The sequence below is a fragment of the Nitrospira sp. genome (assembly GCA_029194535.1).
Taxonomy (GTDB): Bacteria; Nitrospirota; Nitrospiria; order Nitrospirales; family Nitrospiraceae; genus Nitrospira_C.
This window is the reverse complement of record JARFXR010000001.1, coordinates 1,444,583-1,466,318: the sequence shown is the minus strand read 5'-3', so window position 1 is coordinate 1,466,318 and position 21,736 is coordinate 1,444,583. Positions and strand designations below refer to the sequence as shown.

The following is a 21,736-nucleotide window of genomic DNA, read 5'->3' as shown; positions in this document are numbered from 1 at the left end:
TCGCTGCTTTCTTCGGCCTGGGGTGACTCCTGCGGGTTGCACCTCTAACCAACGTGCTTGTCTCGATGAGCGCGATCATGCTCTCGTTGGCGTTGGCGGAATTTACGACGGGAATGGTCGGTCAGCCTCGCGTGACTCTCGGGAAAGACCGGACGACGTATTTTTCACCGGACAGCGATATGGTGAAACGGTGGGACGTGTATCACTCGATGTCCGAGCTTGGGTTTCTGCCGCTCCCAGGGAGGTACACGAGCAAGAGGCTGAGCGCGGAAGGCGAGGTTATTTACGATGTCATCTATTCCATCGGGGACGACCGCTTCCGCGTCACCTCTCAATCCAATCATGCCGCACAGCTCCACATGAACTTTTTCGGTTGTTCGTTCATGTTTGGGGAGGGTTTAAACGACAATGAGACGCTCCCGTACTTTCTCCATGCCATCGCGAACCATATCGACGTCAAAAATTACGAGATGTCGGGGTACGGAGTTCATCAAGCGTTGCGAATCCTCGAACGGAGCCAAGATGTCGCAGGAAACATCAATTTTCTGCTCACCGCTCCATGGCATGCCGAAAGGTCCGCATGCGTTCCAGCCTTCGGGCAGGGGTCCCCGAAATATATTCTAGGAGGAGATGACCGATTGGTCCTGGACGGAAGTTGTCCGAAGCCCGAGGATTGGAACAGCCTGGGCAGCCGGATTTTGAGTCATTCCAATCTCTACCGGCAGATAAACCAATTTATCCATGAACAGAGTCAGGACGGAGAAATTGAACTGTATTTGGCGACTATCAAACAGCTCGATCGCCTGTCACGCGCACGCGGCCAACGATTCCTTGTCGGGTTCATCATGGCGGACGAGGACTGGTTCTCCGGCACATTCTCCAACCAGAAAATCATCGACCGGCTGGCGGGAATGGGCATTGACATGATTGATTTGACGCTTGCCCCGGATACCGGAAGGATGGGAAGGGAGTACTACATCCACCGGCTCGATCGACACCCTTCAGCGAAGGCGAACGAGAGTCGCGCCCTCTTGATCAAGCACTACTTGACCAAAGACTCATCTCCATGAGCTAGGCTGTGGCCTTCTTTTCACCGATCTTGCTTTCGGTTCCCCTCCACAGCCTAATGATATTGTCCTTGTGCTTGACCCAGATAAGCGCGCTGACGACGATGGCAAAGATGAGAAACTCTTGTCGCTGCTCGTTGACGATTGCCACCACCGGAAACACGCCGAACGCAGCCAGCGCACCGCCGGAGGAATAGCGCCAGATCGCCACCGCTCCGAGCCAGATCAGCAACAACAAGGTTCCCATTGAGGGTGACAGACCCAGCACCGACCCCAAGGCCGTCGCCACGCCCTTGCCGCCCTTGAAATTGAGAAAGGGCGAGACCAGATGACCGAGAATCGGGGACAGGGCTACGACCATGATGTAGGATTCCACGGTCAGCCACTGCATCGCGCTCCATCCCATCACCCAACCTTTTCCCATATCCCCCAGAAGCGTGAGAATGCCGGCCTTCGCGCCGGAGACACGCAGGACGTTTGTGAATCCCACATTCTTGCTTCCCGCCGTGCGGGGATCAGGCAACGAAAGCGTCTGAGACACCACCACACCGAACGGAATGGCGCCCAGCACGTAGCCGAACGCTGTCATCAACGCACAGAGGAATTCTTCTGCCATATATCGGGGATGATGAAGGAGATGCACATAAACCGGAGTACGGCTAGAGCCCCTTGGCAACGACTTGTTTCCAGAAACTCAGGACATACCGACCGCCCGAAACGTATCCCAGCACAAGCGAGAGATACAACGTCACGATCCCGGCCAGATGGAGGTTCCCCCATTCTGAAACCTCGGTGCCCTCCAAGATCAGCATCGTGATTGCCACGACCTGGAGCGCCATCTTGTATTTTCCGGTGGTCTCCGCACTGATGATCATCCCCTCGCCGGCCGCGATAGCGCGAATGCCCGTCACCGTCACTTCCCGGGCGATGACCAAAATGGCCACGAGCGCGCTGACACGATCCACGTTGACGAGCAGGATGAGGGCGGAGAGCACGAGCAACTTGTCGGCAATGGGGTCGAGCAACTTGCCCAGCCTTGTAACCTGCCCGGTACGGCGTGCCACATAGCCGTCCAGCAAATCGGTCATTGCCGCGACCGCAAAGATCACCGCCGCGCTCAGAGAGCGGTCTTCGGTCGGAGTGATGAACAGCAGGACAAAAACAGGAATCAGCAGGATGCGGAACAGAGTGATGAAGTTCGGCAGGTTGAGGGATTCTTGGCCGACGGCTCTCCACATTTCGAGGACACGATTCATAATTCAGCATCCTGAGGGCAGGCGCCCGCTTCAAGATCAACAAACCAGTCTATACAATGCCGTGCTTCAACAAATCATGCAAATGAATCACGCCGACGATCTTTCTGGCGCCTTCGGTCACGACCAAGGTCGTAATCGAATGTCGCTCCATCATCTCCACCGCCTTAGCCGCCAGATTGTCCGGCCCGATCGATTTCGGATTTCTGGAAGCCAGTTCGCTTGCCGTAGCCTTCAGGAAGTCTCCGCCTCGTTGAATGAATCTCCGCAAATCGCCGTCCGTGATGACTCCGCTCAGCGCACCGGTTCGATCGACCACCGTGGTCATCCCAAGCTTCTTGGCCGTCATTTCCAGCATGGCCGTCGTGCCTGTGACGGACTCCTCCACTGTGGGTACATCCTGGCCAGCGTGCATAAGATCTTTGACGCGAACGAGCAAACGTCGGCCGAGCGCGCCGCCCGGATGGAACTGCGCGTAATCTTTCTCCTGGAACCCCCGCTTTTGCAGCAACGCGAGGGCCAAGGCATCGCCCAGCGCCAAGGTGGCCGTCGTACTGGCGGTCGGCGCCAGGCCCAACGGACAAGCCTCTTCGGATACTGAAACATCCAACACCAAATCGCTGTGTTTGGCCAACGTCGAAGCCGGCCGGCCCGTCATTGCGGCGACGGGAATACCCATACGTTCCATGTAGGGCAGCAATTGGAGAAGTTCTTGCGCCTCTCCGCTGTTCGAGATGGCCACGAGGACATCATGTCGGCCGACCATGCCCAGGTCGCCGTGAAGACCCTCTGCCGGATGAAGAAAGAATGCGGGAGTGCCGGTGCTGGCCATGGTCGCGGCAATCTTCTGGCCCACGAGGCCGGACTTCCCCATACCGGATACGACGACTTTCCCCTTACAGCCATACAGCAAATCGACGGCCCGCACGAATCGATCGTCCAAGCGATCGACCAACGCTTCAACCGCGCGCGCCTCAATTCTGAGCACACGTTTACCTTCGTGGAGACTGCCGCCCGACCGCTTGGCGAACACGGACGGTCGCGAAGGACGGCTCACTTTGCGGGTCTTGTTGCGTCGCATATCCGCATGACACGCTCAAGGAGCGTCTTCAATTGATGGAGCGGAACCATGTTCGGCCCATCGGACAGGGCCTGATCAGGATCCGGATGTACTTCCATGAAGAACCCGTCGACCCCGGCACCGGCAGCGGCGCAGGCAAGCGGCTCCACGAATTCCCGTTGGCCGCTTGACTTGGTTCCGCTCCCCCCGGGAAGCTGCACGCTGTGCGTGGCATCGAAGACGACCGGATACCCGAAGCTGCGCAGAATGGGAAAGGACCGCATATCGACGACCAGATTGTTGTACCCGAACGATGAGCCTCGTTCCGTGAGCACGATTCGGTTATTGCCGCATTCTTCCAATTTCTTCACCGCATTGCCCATTTCCGGAGGAGAGAGGAACTGACCCTTCTTGACGTTGACGACCTTCCCAGTCTTGGCGGCGGCGACCAGCAGGTCCGTCTGCCGGCAGAGGAACGCCGGGATCTGCAGCACATCGACGACCGTACCAGCCTCCGTCGCGTCCGCCTCGGTATGGACGTCGGTCAAGACCGCAACCCCGACCTCTCGCTTGACCTGTGCGAGCACCGCCAGCCCCTTCTTGAGCCCCGGTCCCCGGAAGGAATGGATCGAGGTTCGATTCGCCTTGTCGTACGAGGATTTGAAGACGTACGGCATCCCGAGGGCCCGGGTGATTTCGGCGATGCGCCCCGCCGTGTCCAACGCCAGTTGCTCGTTCTCGATCACGCAGGGTCCGGCGATCAAGAACGGACGTTGTCCCTGCCCAACCTTGAAAGCACCTATATCCACAAGCGTCGGCATTCTTCAACTCAGGTTAAGGCTGAGGCTGAGATTAAGGACAATTAGTGTCCCAACTTGCCACGCACCGCAGCCCCGACAAATCCGCTGAACAGGGGGTGGGGCCGGTGCGGACGAGAGTTGTATTCAGGATGAAACTGCGTGGCAAGAAACCATGGATGGTTCTTCAGTTCGACGATCTCCACTAGACGGCCGTCCGGCGAGACCCCGCTCAACACCAACCCCTTGGCCGTCAATTGTTCACGATACGCGTTGTTGAACTCGTATCGATGGCGATGACGCTCGGTGACTTCGCCGACGCCGTACATCTTCTGCGCGAGCGTCCCTTCGCTCAGCTTACACAGATAGGCGCCCAACCGCATCGTGCCCCCCTTGTCGCTGACCGATTGTTGGTCCGACATCAGATGGATCACCGGATGCGTGGCCCGCTCGTCGAATTCCGCGCTGTTCGCGCCGGCCAGTCCGGCAACATGGCGCGCAAACTCGATCGTGGCGCACTGCATGCCCAAACAGAGCCCCAAAAACGGAATGTGTCGTTCCCGCGCGTAGCGGATCGTGGTGATCTTTCCTTCAATTCCACGGGAGCCGAATCCGCCCGGAATGAGAATGCCGTCCGCTTCACGCAAGATACGTTCGGTTCCTTGCCGCTCAATGTCCTCCGACTCGATCCAGTCGATGTTGACTTTGGTTTCGTGGTCGATCCCTCCGTGCATCAGCGCTTCGGCCAGGCTCTTGTAACACTCTTTCAATCCGGCGTACTTCCCGACGAGCGCAACGGATACTTCATGCTTGGGATGCTTGATCTTCTGCACCATGGCGTCCCATTCGCGAAGATTCGGCGGGCCGGTTTCCAGTTTGAGCTGCTTCACGATCAATTCGTCCAATCCTTCCTTTCGGAAAACGATCGGCACTTCGTAAATCGTCTCGACGTCCTTCGCCGTGATCACCGCATCCTTTTCGACGTTGCAGAACATCGCAATCTTGCCCTTGAGCTCGGGCGGCAAGTAGCGGTCGGTTCGGCAGAGCAGGATGTTGGGCTGGATACCGATCTCCCGCAGCTTGTTGACCGAATGCTGGGTCGGCTTCGTCTTCAGCTCTCCGGCCGCTCCGATGTACGGCACCAGCGTGAGATGCACGTACAGGACGTTTTCTCGGCCGACGTCGTACGGCATCTGGCGAATGGCCTCGAGAAACGGCAGGCTTTCGATGTCTCCGACCGTGCCGCCGATCTCGACGATCGTCACATCCATGCCCTTCGAGATGCGCATGATGCACTGCTTGATCTCATCCGTGACGTGCGGAACGACTTGCACCGTCCCGCCGAGATAGTCGCCCCGCCGTTCCTTGGTGATGACGGAATTGTAGATGCGCCCGGTCGTGTAGTTGTTCTCCTTATTCAACGTCAGCGAGGTGTATCGCTCGTAGTGGCCGAGATCCAGATCGGTTTCGGCGCCGTCGTCGGTCACGAACACTTCGCCGTGCTGATAGGGGTTCATGGTTCCCGGATCGACGTTGATGTAGGGATCGAGCTTCAAAAAGGTGATCTTGAGGCCGCGGCTTTCCAGCAGATTGCCGATCGACGCCGAAGCCAACCCCTTGCCGAGAGAGGAGACGACACCGCCGGTGACGAAGATGAATTTGCTCATGGGCACCCCCGTTCGTCCGACCTTGATGCGCGCGACGCCCTCATCGCGCCGACACCGTCTTCCCGACCGGCAAATCCTGTTTCTGTGACTCGTACTGCTTCAGCTTATCCGCGACCCCTACGGCATCCTCTGGCGTATCCACTCGGAGCGAAAGATGCGACGTCTCCCACACGCGAATCCGCATCCCTTGTTGAAGAGCGCGCAGCTGTTCGAGCTTTTCGGCGTCCTCCAGCTGGCTCGTCGGCCACCCGGCAAATCGCAACAGCGCCTCGCGTCGGTAGATGTATAGACCGAGATGCAGGTAATGCAACCGGCTCACGACTTGCCCGCGGATACCGTCGCGGACAAGCGGGATCGGCGCCCTGGAGAAATACAAGGCATAGCCCTGCGAATCCGTCACCACCTTCACGACCGCCGGATTCTCGATCACATGCTCCGTGTCCATCGCTCGCTTCAACGTGCCCATCTCCGCATCGCACCCGAGAAAGGGCTCGATCAAATCTTCGAGAAGCGCCGGAGTCGCGGGAATTTCGTCTCCCTGCAAATTGACGAAGTATTCACCCGGCACGGTCCGCGCCACGGCCGCCACCCGATCCGTGCCGGTCCGATAGTCGCCAGCGACCATGACCGCCCGGCCGCCGAATCGCTCCACCGCGTCTCGGATCCGTTCATCGTCCGTCGCAACCAGCACCTCCTTGACCGAGCGGCAAGAGGCGGCTTGCTCGTAGACGAGCTGAATCAAGGATTTTCGTCCCAACATGACCAGCGGCTTTCCAGGAAAGCGGGACGAGCCATAGCGCGCGGGAATGACGACCAGGACTTGAGGCTTCACGCCGGTCATGCCTCCAATGCCTCCGTCAATTGCTTCGCGCCGACCGTCGCCGTGCCGACCATGCCGACGACGACACCGGCAGCCTGATTGGCCAACAACGCGGCTTCGCGCATCGAGGCGCCGGTCGACAGCGCAAGCGCCATGGTGCCGACCACCGTATCGCCGGCTCCGGTGACGTCATAGACCTGCCGAGCCCTGGTCGGAATGTGCCACGATACTCCGTCGGCTTCGAACAGGCTCATGCCGCGGTCGCCTCGCGTCACCAGAACGGACCGGCATCCGAGCCGTTGACGGATGATCGATCCGGCCTCCTGGATGACCTGATCATCGTCGCCGTGCAAGCCGGCGGCCTGCGTGGCTTCGAGGTGGTTCGGCGTGATCACCGTGACGCCCTTGTAATAACTGAAGTGCTCGACTTTCGGATCGACGATGATCGGAATCTGCCGGAGGGCCGCGAGCTTGGTCAGTTCGGACATCAACGTCGCGGTCACGACGCCTTTGCAGTAATCGGACACCACCAAGCAGGACAGCTCGCGCAGACGGGATTCGACATACCGGAGAATGCGCTTCTGCAACGCCGGTTTCAATTCGCCCCGCCGCTCCAAATCATAGCGGACGACCTGCTGGTTGTGCGCAATGACACGGGATTTTCTGGTGGTCGGCCGATCGTGATCGATGACGACTCCACCCCGGCTTGAGCGCTTCGCACTCAATTCCTTCAGCAACTTCCGGCCCGTCTCATCCGGACCGATCGCGCCGCACAGGTCCGCCTTGCCCCCGAGCGCCAGAATATTATTGAATACGTTGGCGGCTCCGCCGAGTCTCACGGACTCGGATTCCACATGCACCACCGGCACCGGCGCCTCCGGAGAAATACGGCTGACACGCCCCCAGATGTAATGATCCAGAATCAGATCGCCGATGACCAGGATCGACGCCTGAGGGAATCTCTCGATATAACGACGAAGGACGGCGTTAGATATCCCCTCCGTCCGTCTCGAAGTTTCAGATTTCACCATGGAGGATCGAGGAGACCTGCTCATTGGATAGCCTTGGCGAACCGCTCCCATCGAACCCATTCCGTCCACTGTCCATGACCGCTCCATGACCAATAGATCCGAAATGCCTTGCCGCGGATCTTTTCTTCCCGCACGTAGCCCCAAAACCGGCTGTCGAGACTCTGGTCGCGATTGTCACCCATGACGAAATATGACCCCTCGGGCACCGTCACGGGACCGAAGTTATCCCGCGGGTTGATGGTCCCGTCGATAATGCCGGGGTCGATGCGCTGCGTAAACGTCTTGTCGTCCAGCGACACTCCGTTGACCAACACGACCTTGTTCTTCACCTGCACCTGATCACCCGGGATGCCGACGATCCGCTTGATGAAATCCTTTTCTTCATCCTCGGGGAAGCGAAACACGATGATGTCGCCTCGCTGCGGCTTCCCGAACTCGACGATGGCATGGGACGCATAACAGTTGATCGGCGGAAATCCCCATTGAAACTTGCACTGACTCGGCCATTGAATTCCATAAGACAGCTTGCTGACGAGGATGTGATCGCCGATCAGCAGGGTGGGGATCATCGAACCGGAGGGGATCTTGAACGCCTGTACGACGAACACCCGGATGGCAAAGGCCAAGAGCATCGCCACGACGATCGCCTCGGCATACTCCCGAAAGACGGACTTTCTGGCAGGCTGGACCATGGCGGCCTGTTCCGCCAACGACGCCGAGTTGCCGGCATCCTGCGTCGTCTCCCGGACGGGAGAGACAAGATCCTCCGTGCCCGGTCTGTTTGGTTCCATGCTCATTCGTCACCGACCTTGAGAATCGCCAGAAAGGCCTCTTGCGGCACCTCGACACTGCCGACGGCTTTCATCCGCTTCTTCCCTTCCTTTTGTTTCTCCAGAAGCTTTCGCTTTCGAGTGATGTCGCCGCCGTAACACTTAGCCGTCACGTTCTTCTTCATAGCACCGATCGTCTCGCGCGCAATGATCTTGTTGCCGATCGCGGCCTGAATGGCGATCTCAAACATTTGCCGAGGAATCAATTCCTTCATCTTTTCCGCCAACTGCCGCCCGCGCGGATAGGATCGGTCCCGGTGCGTGATGAAGGACAACGCGTCAACCGCTTCTCCGTTCAAAAGGATGTCGAGCTTCACGAGGTCGGACTCCCGATATCCCAACAATTCATAGTCGAGCGACGCGTAACCTTGCGTGCGCGACTTCAGCTTGTCGTAGAAGTCGAGGATCACCTCGTTCAACGGCAGCTCATAACTGATCATGACTCTGGTGGGGTCCAAGAAGTGAATGCTGCGTTGGATGCCTCGCCGCTCCTGGCACAATTGAAGAATGGCGCCCATGTAACGCTCGGGTGTGATGACCGTGGCGAGAATGAACGGCTCCTCGAAGGACTGAATGCTGTTTGGGGGCGGCAATTCGGCCGGATTGTCGATCTCCAGCATCTCTCCCTTCGTCGTCGTCACGCGGTACACCACGGTCGGCGCCGTCGTGATGAGCGTCAACCCATATTCCCGCTCGAGTCGTTCCTGAATAATCTCCATGTGGAGCAGCCCGAGAAAGCCGCATCGGAACCCGAACCCCAACGCAAGCGAGGTTTCCGGTTCATAGACAAACGAGGAATCGTTCAGTCGAAGCTTCAGGAGCGCGTCCCGGAGGTCTTCATATTTCGAGGTGTCCGTCGAGTAGAGACCACAAAATACCAGTGGCTTCACTTCTTTATAGCCGGGAAAGGGTTCGGACGTCGGCTGAATCGCGTCAGTGAGCGTGTCACCGATCTTGACGTCCGCGACTTCCTTCATGTTGGCACAGAGATAGCCGACCTCGCCGGTCAACAACTCGCTTTTCTTGGTCCGCTTCGGCGTAAAGTGGCCGACTTCCATGACCTCGAAGGTCCTGTCGTTCGACATGACCTTGATCTTCATGCCGGGCCGCACCGTTCCATCGACGATTCTCGTCAGCACGATCACACCTTGATAGTTGTCGAACCAGGAATCGAAAATCAGGGCCTTGAGCGGGGCGGCAGGATCGCCGGACGGCGGAGGGATCCGTTCGATGACGGCTTCCAGGACTTCGGGTACCCCGCGACCTTCCTTGGCGCTGATCGGCAACGCATCGTTCGACTCGAGCATCAGCACTTCGGAAATCGAGTGCTTCGTATTCTCGACATCGGCGCTGGCCAGATCGATCTTGTTGATGACCGGGATAATGGTCAGCCTGTTGGCCATTGCCAGGTTAACATTGGCGATCGTCTGGGCCTGAACTCCCTGGGTCGCATCGACGAGCAAGAGCGCTCCTTCACAGGCGGCAAGGCTTCTAGAAACCTCGTAGGTGAAGTCGACGTGCCCCGGCGTGTCGATCAAGTGCAGCGAGTAGGTCCGGCCGTCCTTGGCGCGATACTTGATCGCCACGGCATGAGCCTTGATCGTAATGCCCCGCTCGCGCTCCAGATCCATGGCATCCAGGATCTGATCCTTGGCTTCCCGGGCAGTAACGGCGCCAGTAGCTTCTAAGAACCTGTCAGCGAGGGTCGATTTGCCGTGATCGATATGGGCGATAATTGAGAAATTGCGTATAAGGCTTTGCAAATCCAGGCTCATTCTGAGGAAAATCGGTTCATTATAGTAACTGACCCGAAGGTTGTCAAAGCGATCAGCCGCTCGTATAATTCGCGACGCACGTTGATGAATCGCCGCAACGGCGCGTGATTCTCCTCGCCGATCACCATCCGACCGCTACCGCAGAATGCCGAAACGCATCACCACGGCGCAGTTGGGTCAGTGGGACCGGACCTACCTCTGGCATCCCTTTACCCAGATGCAGGAATGGGAAGAGGAGGAACCGTTGATCATCGAGCGGGGCAACGGCCCCTACCTGATTGACAGAGCGGGTCGTAAGTACCTCGACGGCACGTCCTCAATCTGGGTGAACCTACACGGCCATCGACATCGAACACTCGATCGCGCGCTTCGGAATCAATTGGGCCGAATCGCGCATTCCACGCTGTTGGGTCTCTCGAATACTCCAGCCATTTTGCTGGCCCGTGAGCTGATCCGTCTGGCACCCACAGGGCTGCGGCGCGTGTTCTACTCCGATGACGGTTCCACCGCCGTGGAGGCAGCCCTTAAGATGGCCGTCCAGTACTGGCAGCAGCGCGATCCCACAGCCGGTCCCAAACACCTCTTTCTGCATCTCAAGCTCGCCTACCATGGGGATACGATCGGCGCCGTCAGCGTCGGCAATATCGAAGCGTTCCATTCTCGCTTCAAACCATTGCTCTTCCCGACCATCGAAGCCGAACCACCGTACTGCTACCGTTGCCCGCTGAACCTTCGATTCCCCTCCTGTCGGATCGCCTGCCTGGATCCGATCGAGCAGATCATGCGGACGCGCGGTCATGAGCTCGCGGGATTGATCATCGAACCGCTTGTGCAGGCCGCTGCGGGAATGATTGTGGCACCATCCGGATACTTGAAACGCATCCGCACGCTCTGCAGTCAACATAACGTGCTCATGATTGCCGACGAAGTCGCGACAGGATTCGGGCGGACCGGGAAGTTGTTCGCCTGCCAACACGAGAACGTGACCCCGGATCTGATGGCGATCAGCAAGGGCATCACGGGCGGGTATATGCCCTTAGCCGCCACGCTCGCCACGGAGGAGGTGTACGCGGCCTTCAGGGGGAAATTCGAGGAATTCAAGACCTTCTTTCATGGGCACAGCTACACCGGCAACCAGTTGGGTTGCGCCGTGGCGCTCGCCAATCTTGCCGTCTTCCGAAAGGAACGGACCTTGCTGCGCCTACGACCCAAGATCATCGCGATGACCCGACTCCTTGAATCCATCTCCTCGCTTCGTCACGTCGGAGACGTCCGCCAGCAAGGATTCATGGTCGGCGTCGAGCTGGTACGAAACAAGCCGACCAGAGAACCTTATCCTGTCGAAATGAGAATAGGTCATCGTGTCGCGCAGGAGGCTCGCCGGCGAGGGCTCCTGCTCCGCCCCCTCGGACATATCATGGTCCTCATGCCGCCGTTGACAACAACTGTTCCCACGCTGAGACGGATGGTGGCCCTGCTGCGGCTGTCCATTGAGCAAGTAACCGAGATCCAATCAGCGTCCTAGACTGACTCAGCATCCCTCCGTCGCCCCTGCGGTTTATACCCTGCTGTTGATAGTGGACTACGCTCAGGAAACAATCGTGTGCGAGCATTGACAACCCTTATAAACCAATAAGTTAGATGGGTAAATTTCGAGTGCTAGACTTCATGTGGTCCGACGTTCTGGAACATACGGATCATGTGGATTTGCCTCCGAATTATCCTCTTAAGTATCATCCTGCTGACTGTTCCCTACCGAACCCAGGCCGATCAACCGGACCATATCTCCGAGCGATGGGCTGCCTTGTTTTCCGACCAGGAGTCGGCCAGTCCTGTCCCTCATACGCCTCCCTCCTTGTATCAGACGAACCTGTCCTCCACCTTCTCACGACCCGTCGTCTCCTCCCGCCTGCGGGACCTGTCACCCGAAACCGACCAGCCGCGAACGCAGGGCTTGCTGGCCGCAACAACCTGGTTGAAGGGGACATTCACGACTGAAGCGGAGGTCGCCAGCAATCAGGGGGGGACAGGCTGGATTCTGGGAAGCGTTCCCGGCAACAGATACGACGACATCTCCGCCCGGATGGTCAGAGTCGGCTTAACCGGCACAGCCGGCGTCATCCGTTACGGCATGATGTACCGCTCAGCCGGGCAGGCCTTTCTCAATGGACCGGATACGGCGGTGCGGGAAGTCTGGGGAGAATGGAAACACGGCTGGACGACGCTCCGCAGCACAATCGGCCAGCAATGGAACAATGTCGCCGGGGACGCTGCCCGAAGCCGGCTCGAACAGACCTACGGACGAGTCGGTGTCGGTTGGAATAAGCCGGCCTGGCCGTCGCTGACCTTGACCTACGCGAAGAATTCGCTCAGCAGCACGCTCAATCCCATCAACCTGGCCCCTCAGCGGACCCATAACCATACGTTGGAAGCGGCACTCGCCTATAACAGTGCTCGTTGGAACGCCACGCTGGCCTCGACCTACATCATCGGCAACGATCTGTTTCGCAATGGAGCCGAGAGCAACATCAAGATGCAGCTTTTAACGGCGTCCTTTCGCCCGTTGAATACATTGACCATCGCACCGACCCTCATTTATCGGGAGGAAAAACAGGAATGGTCCGGCGTGCGGATCGATTCCCCTTCGGCGTCGCTCGCGCTGCAATACAAGCAGAGCCAACGGCTCTTGATCACCGCCGCGGGTAATTACGCCGGCGTTCGCTCACGCGATAGACTGGTTGATCTCGAGAACCTTGGGGGAAAAGGCGTGTTGGCCTGGGACCTGCAGCAGTCGGCACATTGGATGACCTTGATTTCGCTGGAAGCAGGCTACACCCGCCAAACGAATCACGCGACGCCGTCGGCCGACACGGAGGATATCTCCGGAGTCGTGAGGTTCGTACTCGCCTCGCTCTGATACCATCGCAGCCTACCGTCTTATTCGTGACTTCACGACTTAGGAAAGCCGCACCGGCTCGCCGCGCAAAATGGACAACCGAAGAGAGGCGCTCGACTCTTTCAAAAAGATCTCGACGTGGCCTCCGCTATTGATCAAAGCATGCGGAGTCTGAGAATCCCCCTCACTATAACTCCCCACCAAGCCCTCAATGACATGACCGAGGAGACGAATCGTAGGGTTCGGCCTTTTGGCCACCGCCTGCCATTGCTTGACGTGGTCGGTGGCGAGATTGGTGATCAGATTACCGAAGCGATCGATGTGAACGACTTCTCCGACCAGTGCCGCCTGCTCCCCCGCACGCTCCCATCGAGGCGAGTGAGCGTGGAATTTCCTATACGACTGCAGTAGCCGTCCGAATGAGGCAAATGATTCGTGTTTCGTGAGCCAAGCCGCAGCGGGAGCAAACAGGTCTCGTCCGTCGAACGTCCGTCCGATGGGTTCCAAGCGGTATTGCTTGTTCTCGATCTCCCGCACTTCGATGTCCTGCTCGTCCTCAGCCACGTGCGACAGCAAACCATTATCGGGCGCGAGGAAGAAGTACCGCGCGCTCTTGGCGATCAGCGGTCGCCGTTCGCTGCCTACGCCTGGATCGACCACGGCGACATGCACCGTGCCTGGTGGAAACGACCGATAGCACGACCTAAGGAGATATGCGGCATGCTCAACGGCATGAGGAGGAACCTCGTGGGTCAGATCGATGATCGTCGCTTGGGGATTGATCGAGAGGATGACGCCCTTCATGCTCGCCACGAACCAATCGGTACTTCCGAAGTCCGTCAACAGAGTGATCAATCCCAAGGGGTGCGACACCGAGATGGGACCTTTCAGTGTGATGCGGGTCCGAACCAGCGGGAAGCGGGCTGACGCCAAATCCCAGGGAGCGGCGGAGCTTCGAGCGGGACGCTGTCACCCCCGCCATGCTCCGTAACCGGCTCCCGCGGAACCAGCTAGAGATCCTCGAAGCGGATCTCCACCACCTCGTACTCCACCATCTTGGCCGGCGTCTTGACCTCGACAAAATCGCCGACACGCTTACCGATCAATGCCCGCCCGACCGGAGACTGGATGGAAATTCTGTTGAACTTCATATCCGCTTCGTCCTGACCGACCAGCGTATATTGTCGTTTGGACTGCGACTCCTGCTCAATCACCGAAACGGTCGCGCCGAAGACTACGGTATCCGACTTTCGGCCCGCAATCTCGACGACGCGCGCGTCAGCCAGTTTCGTCTCGATTTCGACGATGCGAGACTCGATGAATCCCTGACGTTCTTTCGCGGCATCGTACTCCGCATTTTCGCTCAGATCACCGTGGGACCTAGCCTCCGCGATGGCTTCAATGACCTGCGGACGCTCGACCTTGCGTAAGCGGTCCAGCTCCGCTTTCAACGCGTCGTAGCCTTTCTTGGTGATGGGCGTCGGCATGCCTATGCATCTCCTCTCGACGTACAGTGATGCTCTTGCAGAGTCTTGATGGCCAACTCCTTCTTGACGACCGCTTCGATCCCCATGACAGCCGCACGAGCACCGCGCATCGTCGTGAAATATGCCAACCCCCTGTTCAAGGCTTCGCGCCTGATGGAGAGCGAATCCTGATGACCGGATGCGGTTCGCACCGTATTGATCACCAAGGCCACATCCCCGTTCTTGATATAGTCCACGATATGCGGTCTTCCCTCGGTGACCTTATGAACGGTCCGCACCTCCATCCCGTGGCTATGGAGATAGGCCGCGGTACCGCTTGTGGCCAAAATGGAAAAACCCAGCCGGCGTAGATGCCTGGCGACCTCGAGAGCCGCAGCTCGGTCTCCCTCCTTCACGCTGATGAACGCCGTCCCTCCTCGTGGGAGCATCGCCCCGGCTCCCCCCTGCGATTTGGCATAAGCCCATCCGAAATCCGCGTCGATCCCCATGACCTCACCTGTCGATTTCATCTCAGGCCCAAGGAGGACATCCACCCCTGGAAACCTGTTGAACGGAAAGACGGATTCCTTCACGGACAAGTGAAGCGGCGCAGGGGCCTGCGTGAAGCCCAGCTCCTTGAGGCTCCTGCCGAGCATCGTTTTCATCGCGAGCTTGGCCAAGGGAACTCCGATGGCCTTACTCACAAAAGGGACCGTTCGCGACCCTCTAGGATTGACTTCTAGGACGTAAATCCGATCTTCCTTCACGGCAAACTGGGCGTTCATCAAGCCGACGACCCCAAGTTCCAAGGCTAGCGCCGCCATCTGACGGCGGATCTCCTCTACGAGCGAATCGGTGAGGGAATATGGCGGCAACGAGCAGGCCGAATCACCGGAATGGACCCCGGCTTCTTCAATGTGCTCCATGATCCCGGCGACCACCACGCTCGTGCCGTCGGAGATGGCGTCGGCATCAACCTCGATCGCGTCGGACAGATACTTGTCGATAAGAACCGGATGCTTGGGCGAAGCCTTCACGGCAGAGGCCATGTAGGCCAGCAACCCTGGTTCGTCATAGACGATCTGCATGGATCGGCCGCCCAGGACATATGACGGCCGGACCATGACCGGATAACTGATCTCTGAGGCCACGCGGACCGCTTCGTCTATGGATCGGGCCGTTCCGCTCTCGGCCTGACGGAGACCAAGCTTGTTGAGCAGGTCTCGAAAACGCTCGCGATCCTCGGCTCGATCAATGGCGTCCGGACTCGTTCCCAGGATGCGCACACCAGCCTTCGACAGGGGCAACGCCAGTTTCAACGGAGTCTGCCCGCCGAACTGAAGCACGACTCCGAGCGGCTCCTCGCACTTCACGATGTTGAGCACGTCTTCCTCGGTCAAAGGCTCGAAATACAAGCGGTCCGACGTATCATAGTCCGTGCTGACAGTCTCCGGGTTGCAGTTCACCATGATGGTTTCGACGCCTTCATCCCTGAGCGCCATGGCCGCATGCACGCAGCAATAGTCGAACTCGATCCCCTGACCGATTCGATTCGGTCCACCGCCCAGGATCATGATCTTCTTGCGGCCGGTAGGACGGGCCTCGCATTCCATTCCATAGGTTGAATAAAGATACGGCGTCTGCGCTTCGAACTCGGCCGCGCAGGTGTCGACCCGCTTGTACGTGACTCCGCGCCCCCATCGACTCCGTTGAGCGCGGACTGCGGAAACCGGAACACCGGTCAATTGCCCGATGCGTTCATCAGAAAAGCCCAGCGCTTTGGCTCGGCGGAGGAGGCCGTCTTCGATCTCCTCGGCTGCAGATCCGACCTGAGCGAGAAGCGACGATTCGAATCGGATCAGGTCCCGTAGTTGCTCGAGGAACCAGGGATCGATTTTGGTGAGAGCGAACAACTCCTCGTTCGTCAAACCGAGACGGATGGCATCCGCAACTTGCCACATCCGTTCGGGAACCGGCGTTCGCAGCTGCCGCAGCATGCGCTCGATCGCGCCATCTCGGTCAAACCCTTCGGGAATCCCCCGGTCCAGCCCCAGGCGAGACGCCAGCCCGTTCAGTTCCAATTCCAAAGAACGAATGGCCTTTTGCAAGGACTCCTTGAAGGTTCGACCGATCGCCATGACCTCTCCCACCGACTTCATCTGTGTGGTCAGAGTCGGATCGGCTCCCTTGAACTTCTGGAACGCGAACCGAGGAATCTTCACCACGACGTAGTCGATGGTCGGCTCGAAGGAGGCCTTGGTCACCCCGGTGATGTCGTTGGTGATTTCGTCCAGCGTATACCCCACCGCCAGTTTGGCGGCGATCTTGGCGATCGGAAACCCGGTGGCCTTCGAGGCCAACGCGGAACTCCGCGAGACCCGGGGGTTCATTTCGATCACCACCATGGCGCCGTTGTCCGGATTGATACCGAACTGAATGTTGGAACCACCTGTATCCACGCCGATCTCGCGGATGATCCACACGGCGGCGTCCCTCATGCGCTGGTATTCCTTGTCGGTCAAGGTCATGGTCGGCGCCACGGTAATGCTGTCGCCCGTATGAACACCCATGGGATCAAAATTCTCGATCGGACAGACGATCACCACGTTGTCCTTGAGATCCCGCATGACCTCCAGTTCATACTCCTTCCATCCGATGAGGGACTGCTCAATGAGCACCTGTCCCACCGGGCTCATCGCCAGAGCCCACTCGATAAGCTTTTCAAACTCCTCCCGATTGTAGGCGATGTTCCCCCCCGTTCCCCCCATGGTAAACGACGGACGGATGATGGCGGGAAACCCGACCGAGTCCAAGACGCGGACGGCGTCCTCACGGCTGTGAGCGGTTCCGCTCTCCGGAACCCGCAGGCCTATTCGTTGCATCGCCTGCTTGAAGGCATCCCGGTCTTCGGCCTTGTGAATCGCTTCGGCCGAGGCACCGATGAGTGTGACTCCGAATTTCTCCAGCGTCCCCCGCTTGACCAGGCCCATCGTGATGTTCAATGCCGTCTGTCCGCCCATGGTCGGCAGCAGCGCATCGGGCCGCTCCCGTTCAATGACTTTCTCAACGACGTCCACGGTAATGGGCTCGATGTACGTCCGATCAGCCAGTTCGGGGTCGGTCATGATGGTGGCCGGATTGCTGTTGATGAGGACAACTCGAAATCCCTCCTCCTTCAGCGCCTTGCATGCCTGCGTTCCCGAATAGTCGAATTCACAGGCTTGTCCGATGACGATCGGACCCGATCCGATCAGTAGCACCGTGCGGATATCGGTACGTTTCGGCATATCGACAGTCAGCTGGTTTTCGGCATTGGGCCGATGGAAGGTATATAGGGCGCGGGCGCCGGCGTCGTCTTTCCGGTGGCCCCATGGTAGTACTGCATGGTCTCGGGCAGCCATGCTTCGATTTGGTTCATCCGGGTGACGTCGGACGGGTGCGTCGACAGAAATTCTGGAATCGCGTGCTGGGACCGGAAGCAGAGTTTGTCGATCATCTGCCTGGGACATCCGCTCATTCGTTCCCAGAAAGGTACCGCTTCATGCGGATCGTATCCTGCTTGCGCCATCAGCCTCAGGCCGATGTAGTCGGCCTCCGACTCCTGCTTGCGGTTGAACGGCAACGACACGTTGACGCCATAGGCACCGAGCAACCCTTGAATCGCCGCACCGCTGGATTGACCAGACGCTGCTGCGCCCAATGCGCCTAACTGTGCAATCTGGTCGATGATGCTCCGGCTCATTCGCTCGACGCCGTGCCGTTGCAAGGCGTGGGCGATTTCGTGTCCCATCACGGTCGCCATGCCGGCATCGTTCTTGGTGTGTTTCAAGATGCCGCTAAACACGGCCACCTTGCCCCCGGGAAGGCAAAAGGCGTTCACCATTTTGTCATCATCGATGAGGGCAAACTCCCATTGGTATTCGGGCTTGTTCGTCACTTCGGCGATTTTTTTCCCCACCCGTTGCACCAAGTCGTTCTTGTCTGGATCGTCGCTCAACCGCGCCTGCCGCAAGACTTCGCGATACGCGCTGAGCCCGAACTCCAATTCTTTTTCCTCCGAAAAGAAGATGAGCTGATCGCGCGCGGTGCCCGGTGCTCGATAGCAGCCGCTGAGACTACCCATCAGGCCGCTCAAGGCGCCCATACCCAGTGCGGCGCATAATCCCATCGCTCCGCGCATGCCCAGTGTCAACATGGCTCGGCGGTCGATCGTCGCGACAAGCACGCGCTCAACCGATTTTCCTAGGCATTCCATTCCCTGAGTCTGCAACGTCCCCATCAGATCGTCACGGCATCCACAGATACATGAATTGCGGCGTCCCTCCCCGCACCATGGACAGCAGATCGATGTTGGCCAGACTTGCCAAGCCCGATCCGGTTCCCTGCAATGCATGGGAGTAGATATTGTTCTGATACTCGCCAGGGCGCCGATAGGTGACCACTCGAGCCTCTTTCAATCCGGCTTTCCTCTTGGCCTGCTCGATGGCTTCCTCCAGATAGCCGATGTCGTCGACTAAGCCCACTGCTTTGGCCTGCTCACCGGAATAAATCCGCCCGTCAGCCAATTTCTTGATCTGATCTGCTGAAAGATCCGGCCGGCCTTCCTGCACCACCGTCAGGAACCGCTGATAGAATGAATCGATCACGCCCTGAAAGATGGCCTTTTCCTCCCCGGTCATCACACGGAACGGAGATCCCATGTCCTTCCTGGGACCTGACGTGATGGCATTGGCTTCCACTCCTACCTTCTCCAACAATCCCCGGGCATTGACCGTGAGCATGATCACCCCGATGCTGCCCGTCACCGTCGAGGGATGCACCAGCACGGAATCGCCGGCCATCGCCAAGTAGTACCCTCCCGACGCGGCGACATCCATCATGGAGATCACGACCGGAACTCGCTTCGTCGCTTTGAAGGTCTTGAGTTCATGATACAAGATGTCGGAGGCCGTGACCGTGCCTCCGGGGCTGTTGATCCGGACGACCACCGCTTTGACCTTGTCGTCCTTCGATGCTCTGGATAACTCTTCTTTAAACGTCGCCAGCATGTTCGGCTGAGGGATCAATCCGTCCCTGTCCTGCGATCCGATGACCCCGGATAGATCGAGCAACAGCACCTTCGCATCGCCCTTCCCGCTCAAGACCGTCTCCTGTACCGGACCAGGCGGTTGGATGAGGTTTACAGTAATGCAGCTTGTGAGGAGCAGTGTCGCTCCCGCGATACAGGAGCGGGCAAGGATTTGATAGATCTTATGAGTCATACAATTTCTCCATGACGCCAACAAAATCCGTAAACAAGTAGGCCGAATCGTGCGGCCCGGGGGACGCTTCCGGATGATATTGTACAGAAAAGACCGGCTGGTCCACACAGGCAAGCCCTTCGACCGATTGATCGTTCAAACTCACATGGGTCACGGCCACCCTGCCGAAGGAGGTCTCGACCAGGGGCGGAGTTTCCGGGATCGCAGATACAACACCGGTGGCTTGGACGGCAAAATTGTGGTTTTGAGAGGTGATCTCGACCTTTCGCGTGCGCAGGTCCATCACCGGATGATTCACGCCATGGTGGCCGAATTTCAGTTTGTAGGTCTTGAGTCCCATGGCCAAGCCAAGGACCTGGTGCCCCAGACAGATTCCGAATATCGGCCGACGCCCGAGCAAGGTCCTGATCGCCTCTATGGCATAGGGAACCCCTTCGGGATCGCCGGGGCCATTCGACAAGAAGATTCCGTCGGGTTCGAGCGCCTCGACATCTTTCGCCGTCGTCGAGGCCGGAACCACCGTCACGTCGCATCCGACGTCGACAAGACGCCTCAGAATATTCTGCTTCACGCCGAAATCATAGGCAACGACCTTCCACCGGCGGCGCGACTTGGCCCGGGGGCGGTCGGATGAGGGCGTCCACTCGTCAGACCCATGCGACCATTGATAAGCCTGTGAACAGGTCACGGCCCCAGCCAGATCGACTCCCACAATACTGGGAGCCTGCTTGGCTTTTTCGACCGCGGCCGCTTCACTGACCGCACCGTGAGTAATCACGCCAGGCTGCGAACCGTATTGCCTCAAGTGCCTAGTCAAGGCCCGGGTGTCGAGTCCTTCGATCGCGACAAGCTTCGCGGCCTCTAGGTATTCATGAAGTTGGTGACGGCTGCGCCAATTGCTGGTGAGGGCGCTTCCCTCCTTGATGACGAAACCCTCCGCCCAGACTCGGCGTGACTCCACGTCCTCCGGTGTCAGGCCGTAATTTCCGATATGCGGAGCGGTCATCGTGATGATCTGTCCTTTGTATGAAGGGTCCGTCAATACCTCTTGATAGCCGGTCATCGCCGTGTTGAACACCACCTCGCCGACGGTTTCGCCCTCGTACCCGAGGGACTGTCCTTCAAACACAGCTCCGTCAGCCAAGGCCAACAATGCCCTGCTCATAAATGTGGCTCCCGGCTGGCTACCAGCCGTGTGACTTTCATGGTCAGAAGCGCGATCCCCAGACCCATGTTCACCATGTAGAGAGAACGAACCGGCATATGCAAACGAAAAAACGCCTCGAACGCGGCCTTCCTGGTCTGTTCATCCTTCGCGGCAAAGGCCTCCGCCTGGAGCGTCGCCGCCTGCGGATGGAGCACGAGGACGATTGCGCCCAAGAGAATCCCCATCGCCGCCAGCAGCACGATTTCGGTTCGGCTCACCCGGACCGCCGGATGACCGCTCCATTGCCGAAAGACCGCCACAACCGCCAGAACGATCATGGCCACCACGACCAATCGGTTGTAGCCTTCAAACGCCCGAGTGAGCAGAAATCCCCCAGAATCTTGGCCTCCCAGCGTATTGAACACCGCTGGGATGAGCGCGCCGATCAACACGATCAGTCCGCCGACCCAGGTCGCCAGTGCGAGCAACTCCAACGTCAGTCCGCACAGCAACCCCCAATGCGTCCACCGATTCACTGGGCCGACCGGCTGCTGAACGTCCCGCCGAGGCGCATCCCACCGCCCCTCTTGGCCTGATGCGCGATCCGACTGTATGGAGACCGAGGGCCTTCAATGCCGCACAGCGCTGAAGAGCCTGGATCATTGG

19 protein-coding genes are annotated in these 21,736 nt (G+C 58.6%); 3 read left to right on the top strand and 16 right to left on the bottom strand.

Annotated features, from left to right (window positions below; genetic code table 11):
* Positions 1-65 precede the first annotated feature (65 nt).
* Positions 66-1,070 (top strand): hypothetical protein, encoded by a 1,005-nt coding sequence (locus P0111_06655; GenBank protein MDF0643694.1) that lies wholly within the window; start codon positions 66-68, stop codon positions 1,068-1,070.
* A gap of 1 nt (position 1,071) precedes the next feature.
* On the opposite strand, the gene plsY is transcribed toward P0111_06655, so the two are convergent.
* The 9 genes from plsY to lepA are packed head-to-tail and all read right to left on the bottom strand — an operon-like array spanning position 1,072 to position 10,288.
* Positions 1,072-1,683: a glycerol-3-phosphate 1-O-acyltransferase PlsY gene (gene plsY / locus P0111_06650; protein MDF0643693.1), complete on the bottom strand. Its 612-nt coding sequence runs from the start codon at positions 1,681-1,683 to the stop codon at positions 1,072-1,074.
* 43 nt (positions 1,684-1,726) lie between these two features.
* On the bottom strand, positions 1,727-2,323 hold the full coding sequence (gene pgsA / locus P0111_06645; protein MDF0643692.1) for a CDP-diacylglycerol--glycerol-3-phosphate 3-phosphatidyltransferase: 597 nt from the start codon (positions 2,321-2,323) through the stop codon (positions 1,727-1,729).
* Positions 2,324-2,372: 49 nt separating this feature from the next.
* Positions 2,373-3,401: a KpsF/GutQ family sugar-phosphate isomerase gene (locus tag P0111_06640; GenBank protein MDF0643691.1), complete on the bottom strand. Its 1,029-nt coding sequence runs from the start codon at positions 3,399-3,401 to the stop codon at positions 2,373-2,375.
* Positions 3,374-4,201 (bottom strand): 3-deoxy-8-phosphooctulonate synthase, encoded by an 828-nt coding sequence (kdsA, locus tag P0111_06635; protein MDF0643690.1) that lies wholly within the window; start codon positions 4,199-4,201, stop codon positions 3,374-3,376. Before kdsA ends, P0111_06640 begins: the two co-directional genes overlap by 28 nt.
* Before the next feature lie 41 nt (positions 4,202-4,242).
* Complete coding sequence (locus tag P0111_06630) at positions 4,243-5,844, bottom strand: CTP synthase (GenBank protein ID MDF0643689.1); 1,602 nt, start codon at positions 5,842-5,844, stop codon at positions 4,243-4,245.
* Between the two features lie 40 nt (positions 5,845-5,884).
* Entirely contained in the window at positions 5,885-6,685 is an 801-nt protein-coding gene (kdsB, locus tag P0111_06625; protein ID MDF0643688.1) for a 3-deoxy-manno-octulosonate cytidylyltransferase, read from the bottom strand.
* Positions 6,682-7,695 carry a D-glycero-beta-D-manno-heptose-7-phosphate kinase gene (gene rfaE1 / locus P0111_06620; protein ID MDF0643687.1) on the bottom strand — a complete coding sequence of 338 codons (1,014 nt, stop codon included), beginning with the start codon at positions 7,693-7,695 and terminating at the stop codon, positions 6,682-6,684. Before rfaE1 ends, kdsB begins: the two co-directional genes overlap by 4 nt.
* A gap of 20 nt (positions 7,696-7,715) precedes the next feature.
* Positions 7,716-8,486, bottom strand: coding sequence for a signal peptidase I (gene lepB, locus P0111_06615; protein ID MDF0643686.1), 771 nt, complete (start codon positions 8,484-8,486; stop codon positions 7,716-7,718).
* 2 nt (positions 8,487-8,488) lie between these two features.
* Positions 8,489-10,288 carry a translation elongation factor 4 gene (gene lepA, locus P0111_06610; protein MDF0643685.1) on the bottom strand — a complete coding sequence of 600 codons (1,800 nt, stop codon included), beginning with the start codon at positions 10,286-10,288 and terminating at the stop codon, positions 8,489-8,491.
* Positions 10,289-10,445: 157 nt separating this feature from the next.
* Here lepA and bioA point away from each other — a divergent pair, with 157 nt between their 5' ends.
* Together bioA and P0111_06600 are read left to right on the top strand one after the other, a co-directional pair.
* On the top strand, positions 10,446-11,825 hold the full coding sequence (gene bioA, locus P0111_06605; protein MDF0643684.1) for an adenosylmethionine--8-amino-7-oxononanoate transaminase: 1,380 nt from the start codon (positions 10,446-10,448) through the stop codon (positions 11,823-11,825).
* Between the two features lie 174 nt (positions 11,826-11,999).
* Positions 12,000-13,217 (top strand): hypothetical protein, encoded by a 1,218-nt coding sequence (locus tag P0111_06600; protein ID MDF0643683.1) that lies wholly within the window; start codon positions 12,000-12,002, stop codon positions 13,215-13,217.
* Between the two features lie 39 nt (positions 13,218-13,256).
* Here P0111_06600 and P0111_06595 read toward each other — a convergent pair whose 3' ends face one another.
* The 7 genes from P0111_06595 to P0111_06565 all read right to left on the bottom strand — a co-directional run bounded on the left by P0111_06595 (position 13,257) and on the right by P0111_06565 (position 21,606).
* Positions 13,257-14,069, bottom strand: a complete 813-nt coding sequence (locus P0111_06595; protein ID MDF0643682.1) for an SAM-dependent chlorinase/fluorinase — start codon at positions 14,067-14,069, stop codon at positions 13,257-13,259.
* Between the two features lie 137 nt (positions 14,070-14,206).
* Positions 14,207-14,683 (bottom strand): transcription elongation factor GreA, encoded by a 477-nt coding sequence (gene greA / locus P0111_06590; GenBank protein ID MDF0643681.1) that lies wholly within the window; start codon positions 14,681-14,683, stop codon positions 14,207-14,209.
* A 2-nt stretch (positions 14,684-14,685) separates the two neighbouring features.
* Positions 14,686-17,949, bottom strand: a complete 3,264-nt coding sequence (gene carB / locus P0111_06585) for a carbamoyl-phosphate synthase large subunit (GenBank protein ID MDF0643680.1) — start codon at positions 17,947-17,949, stop codon at positions 14,686-14,688.
* An 8-nt stretch (positions 17,950-17,957) separates the two neighbouring features.
* The gene (locus P0111_06580; protein ID MDF0643679.1) at positions 17,958-18,941 is read right to left on the bottom strand and encodes a M48 family metallopeptidase; all 984 of its coding nucleotides are present in this window, start codon (positions 18,939-18,941) and stop codon (positions 17,958-17,960) included.
* Positions 18,942-18,948: 7 nt separating this feature from the next.
* On the bottom strand, positions 18,949-19,923 hold the full coding sequence (gene sppA, locus P0111_06575; GenBank protein ID MDF0643678.1) for a signal peptide peptidase SppA: 975 nt from the start codon (positions 19,921-19,923) through the stop codon (positions 18,949-18,951).
* Positions 19,913-21,088, bottom strand: a complete 1,176-nt coding sequence (carA, locus tag P0111_06570) for a glutamine-hydrolyzing carbamoyl-phosphate synthase small subunit (protein MDF0643677.1) — start codon at positions 21,086-21,088, stop codon at positions 19,913-19,915. Before carA ends, sppA begins: the two co-directional genes overlap by 11 nt.
* The gene (locus P0111_06565) at positions 21,085-21,606 is read right to left on the bottom strand and encodes a DUF4149 domain-containing protein (protein ID MDF0643676.1); all 522 of its coding nucleotides are present in this window, start codon (positions 21,604-21,606) and stop codon (positions 21,085-21,087) included. Before P0111_06565 ends, carA begins: the two co-directional genes overlap by 4 nt.
* Positions 21,607-21,736: the final 130 nt, after the last annotated feature.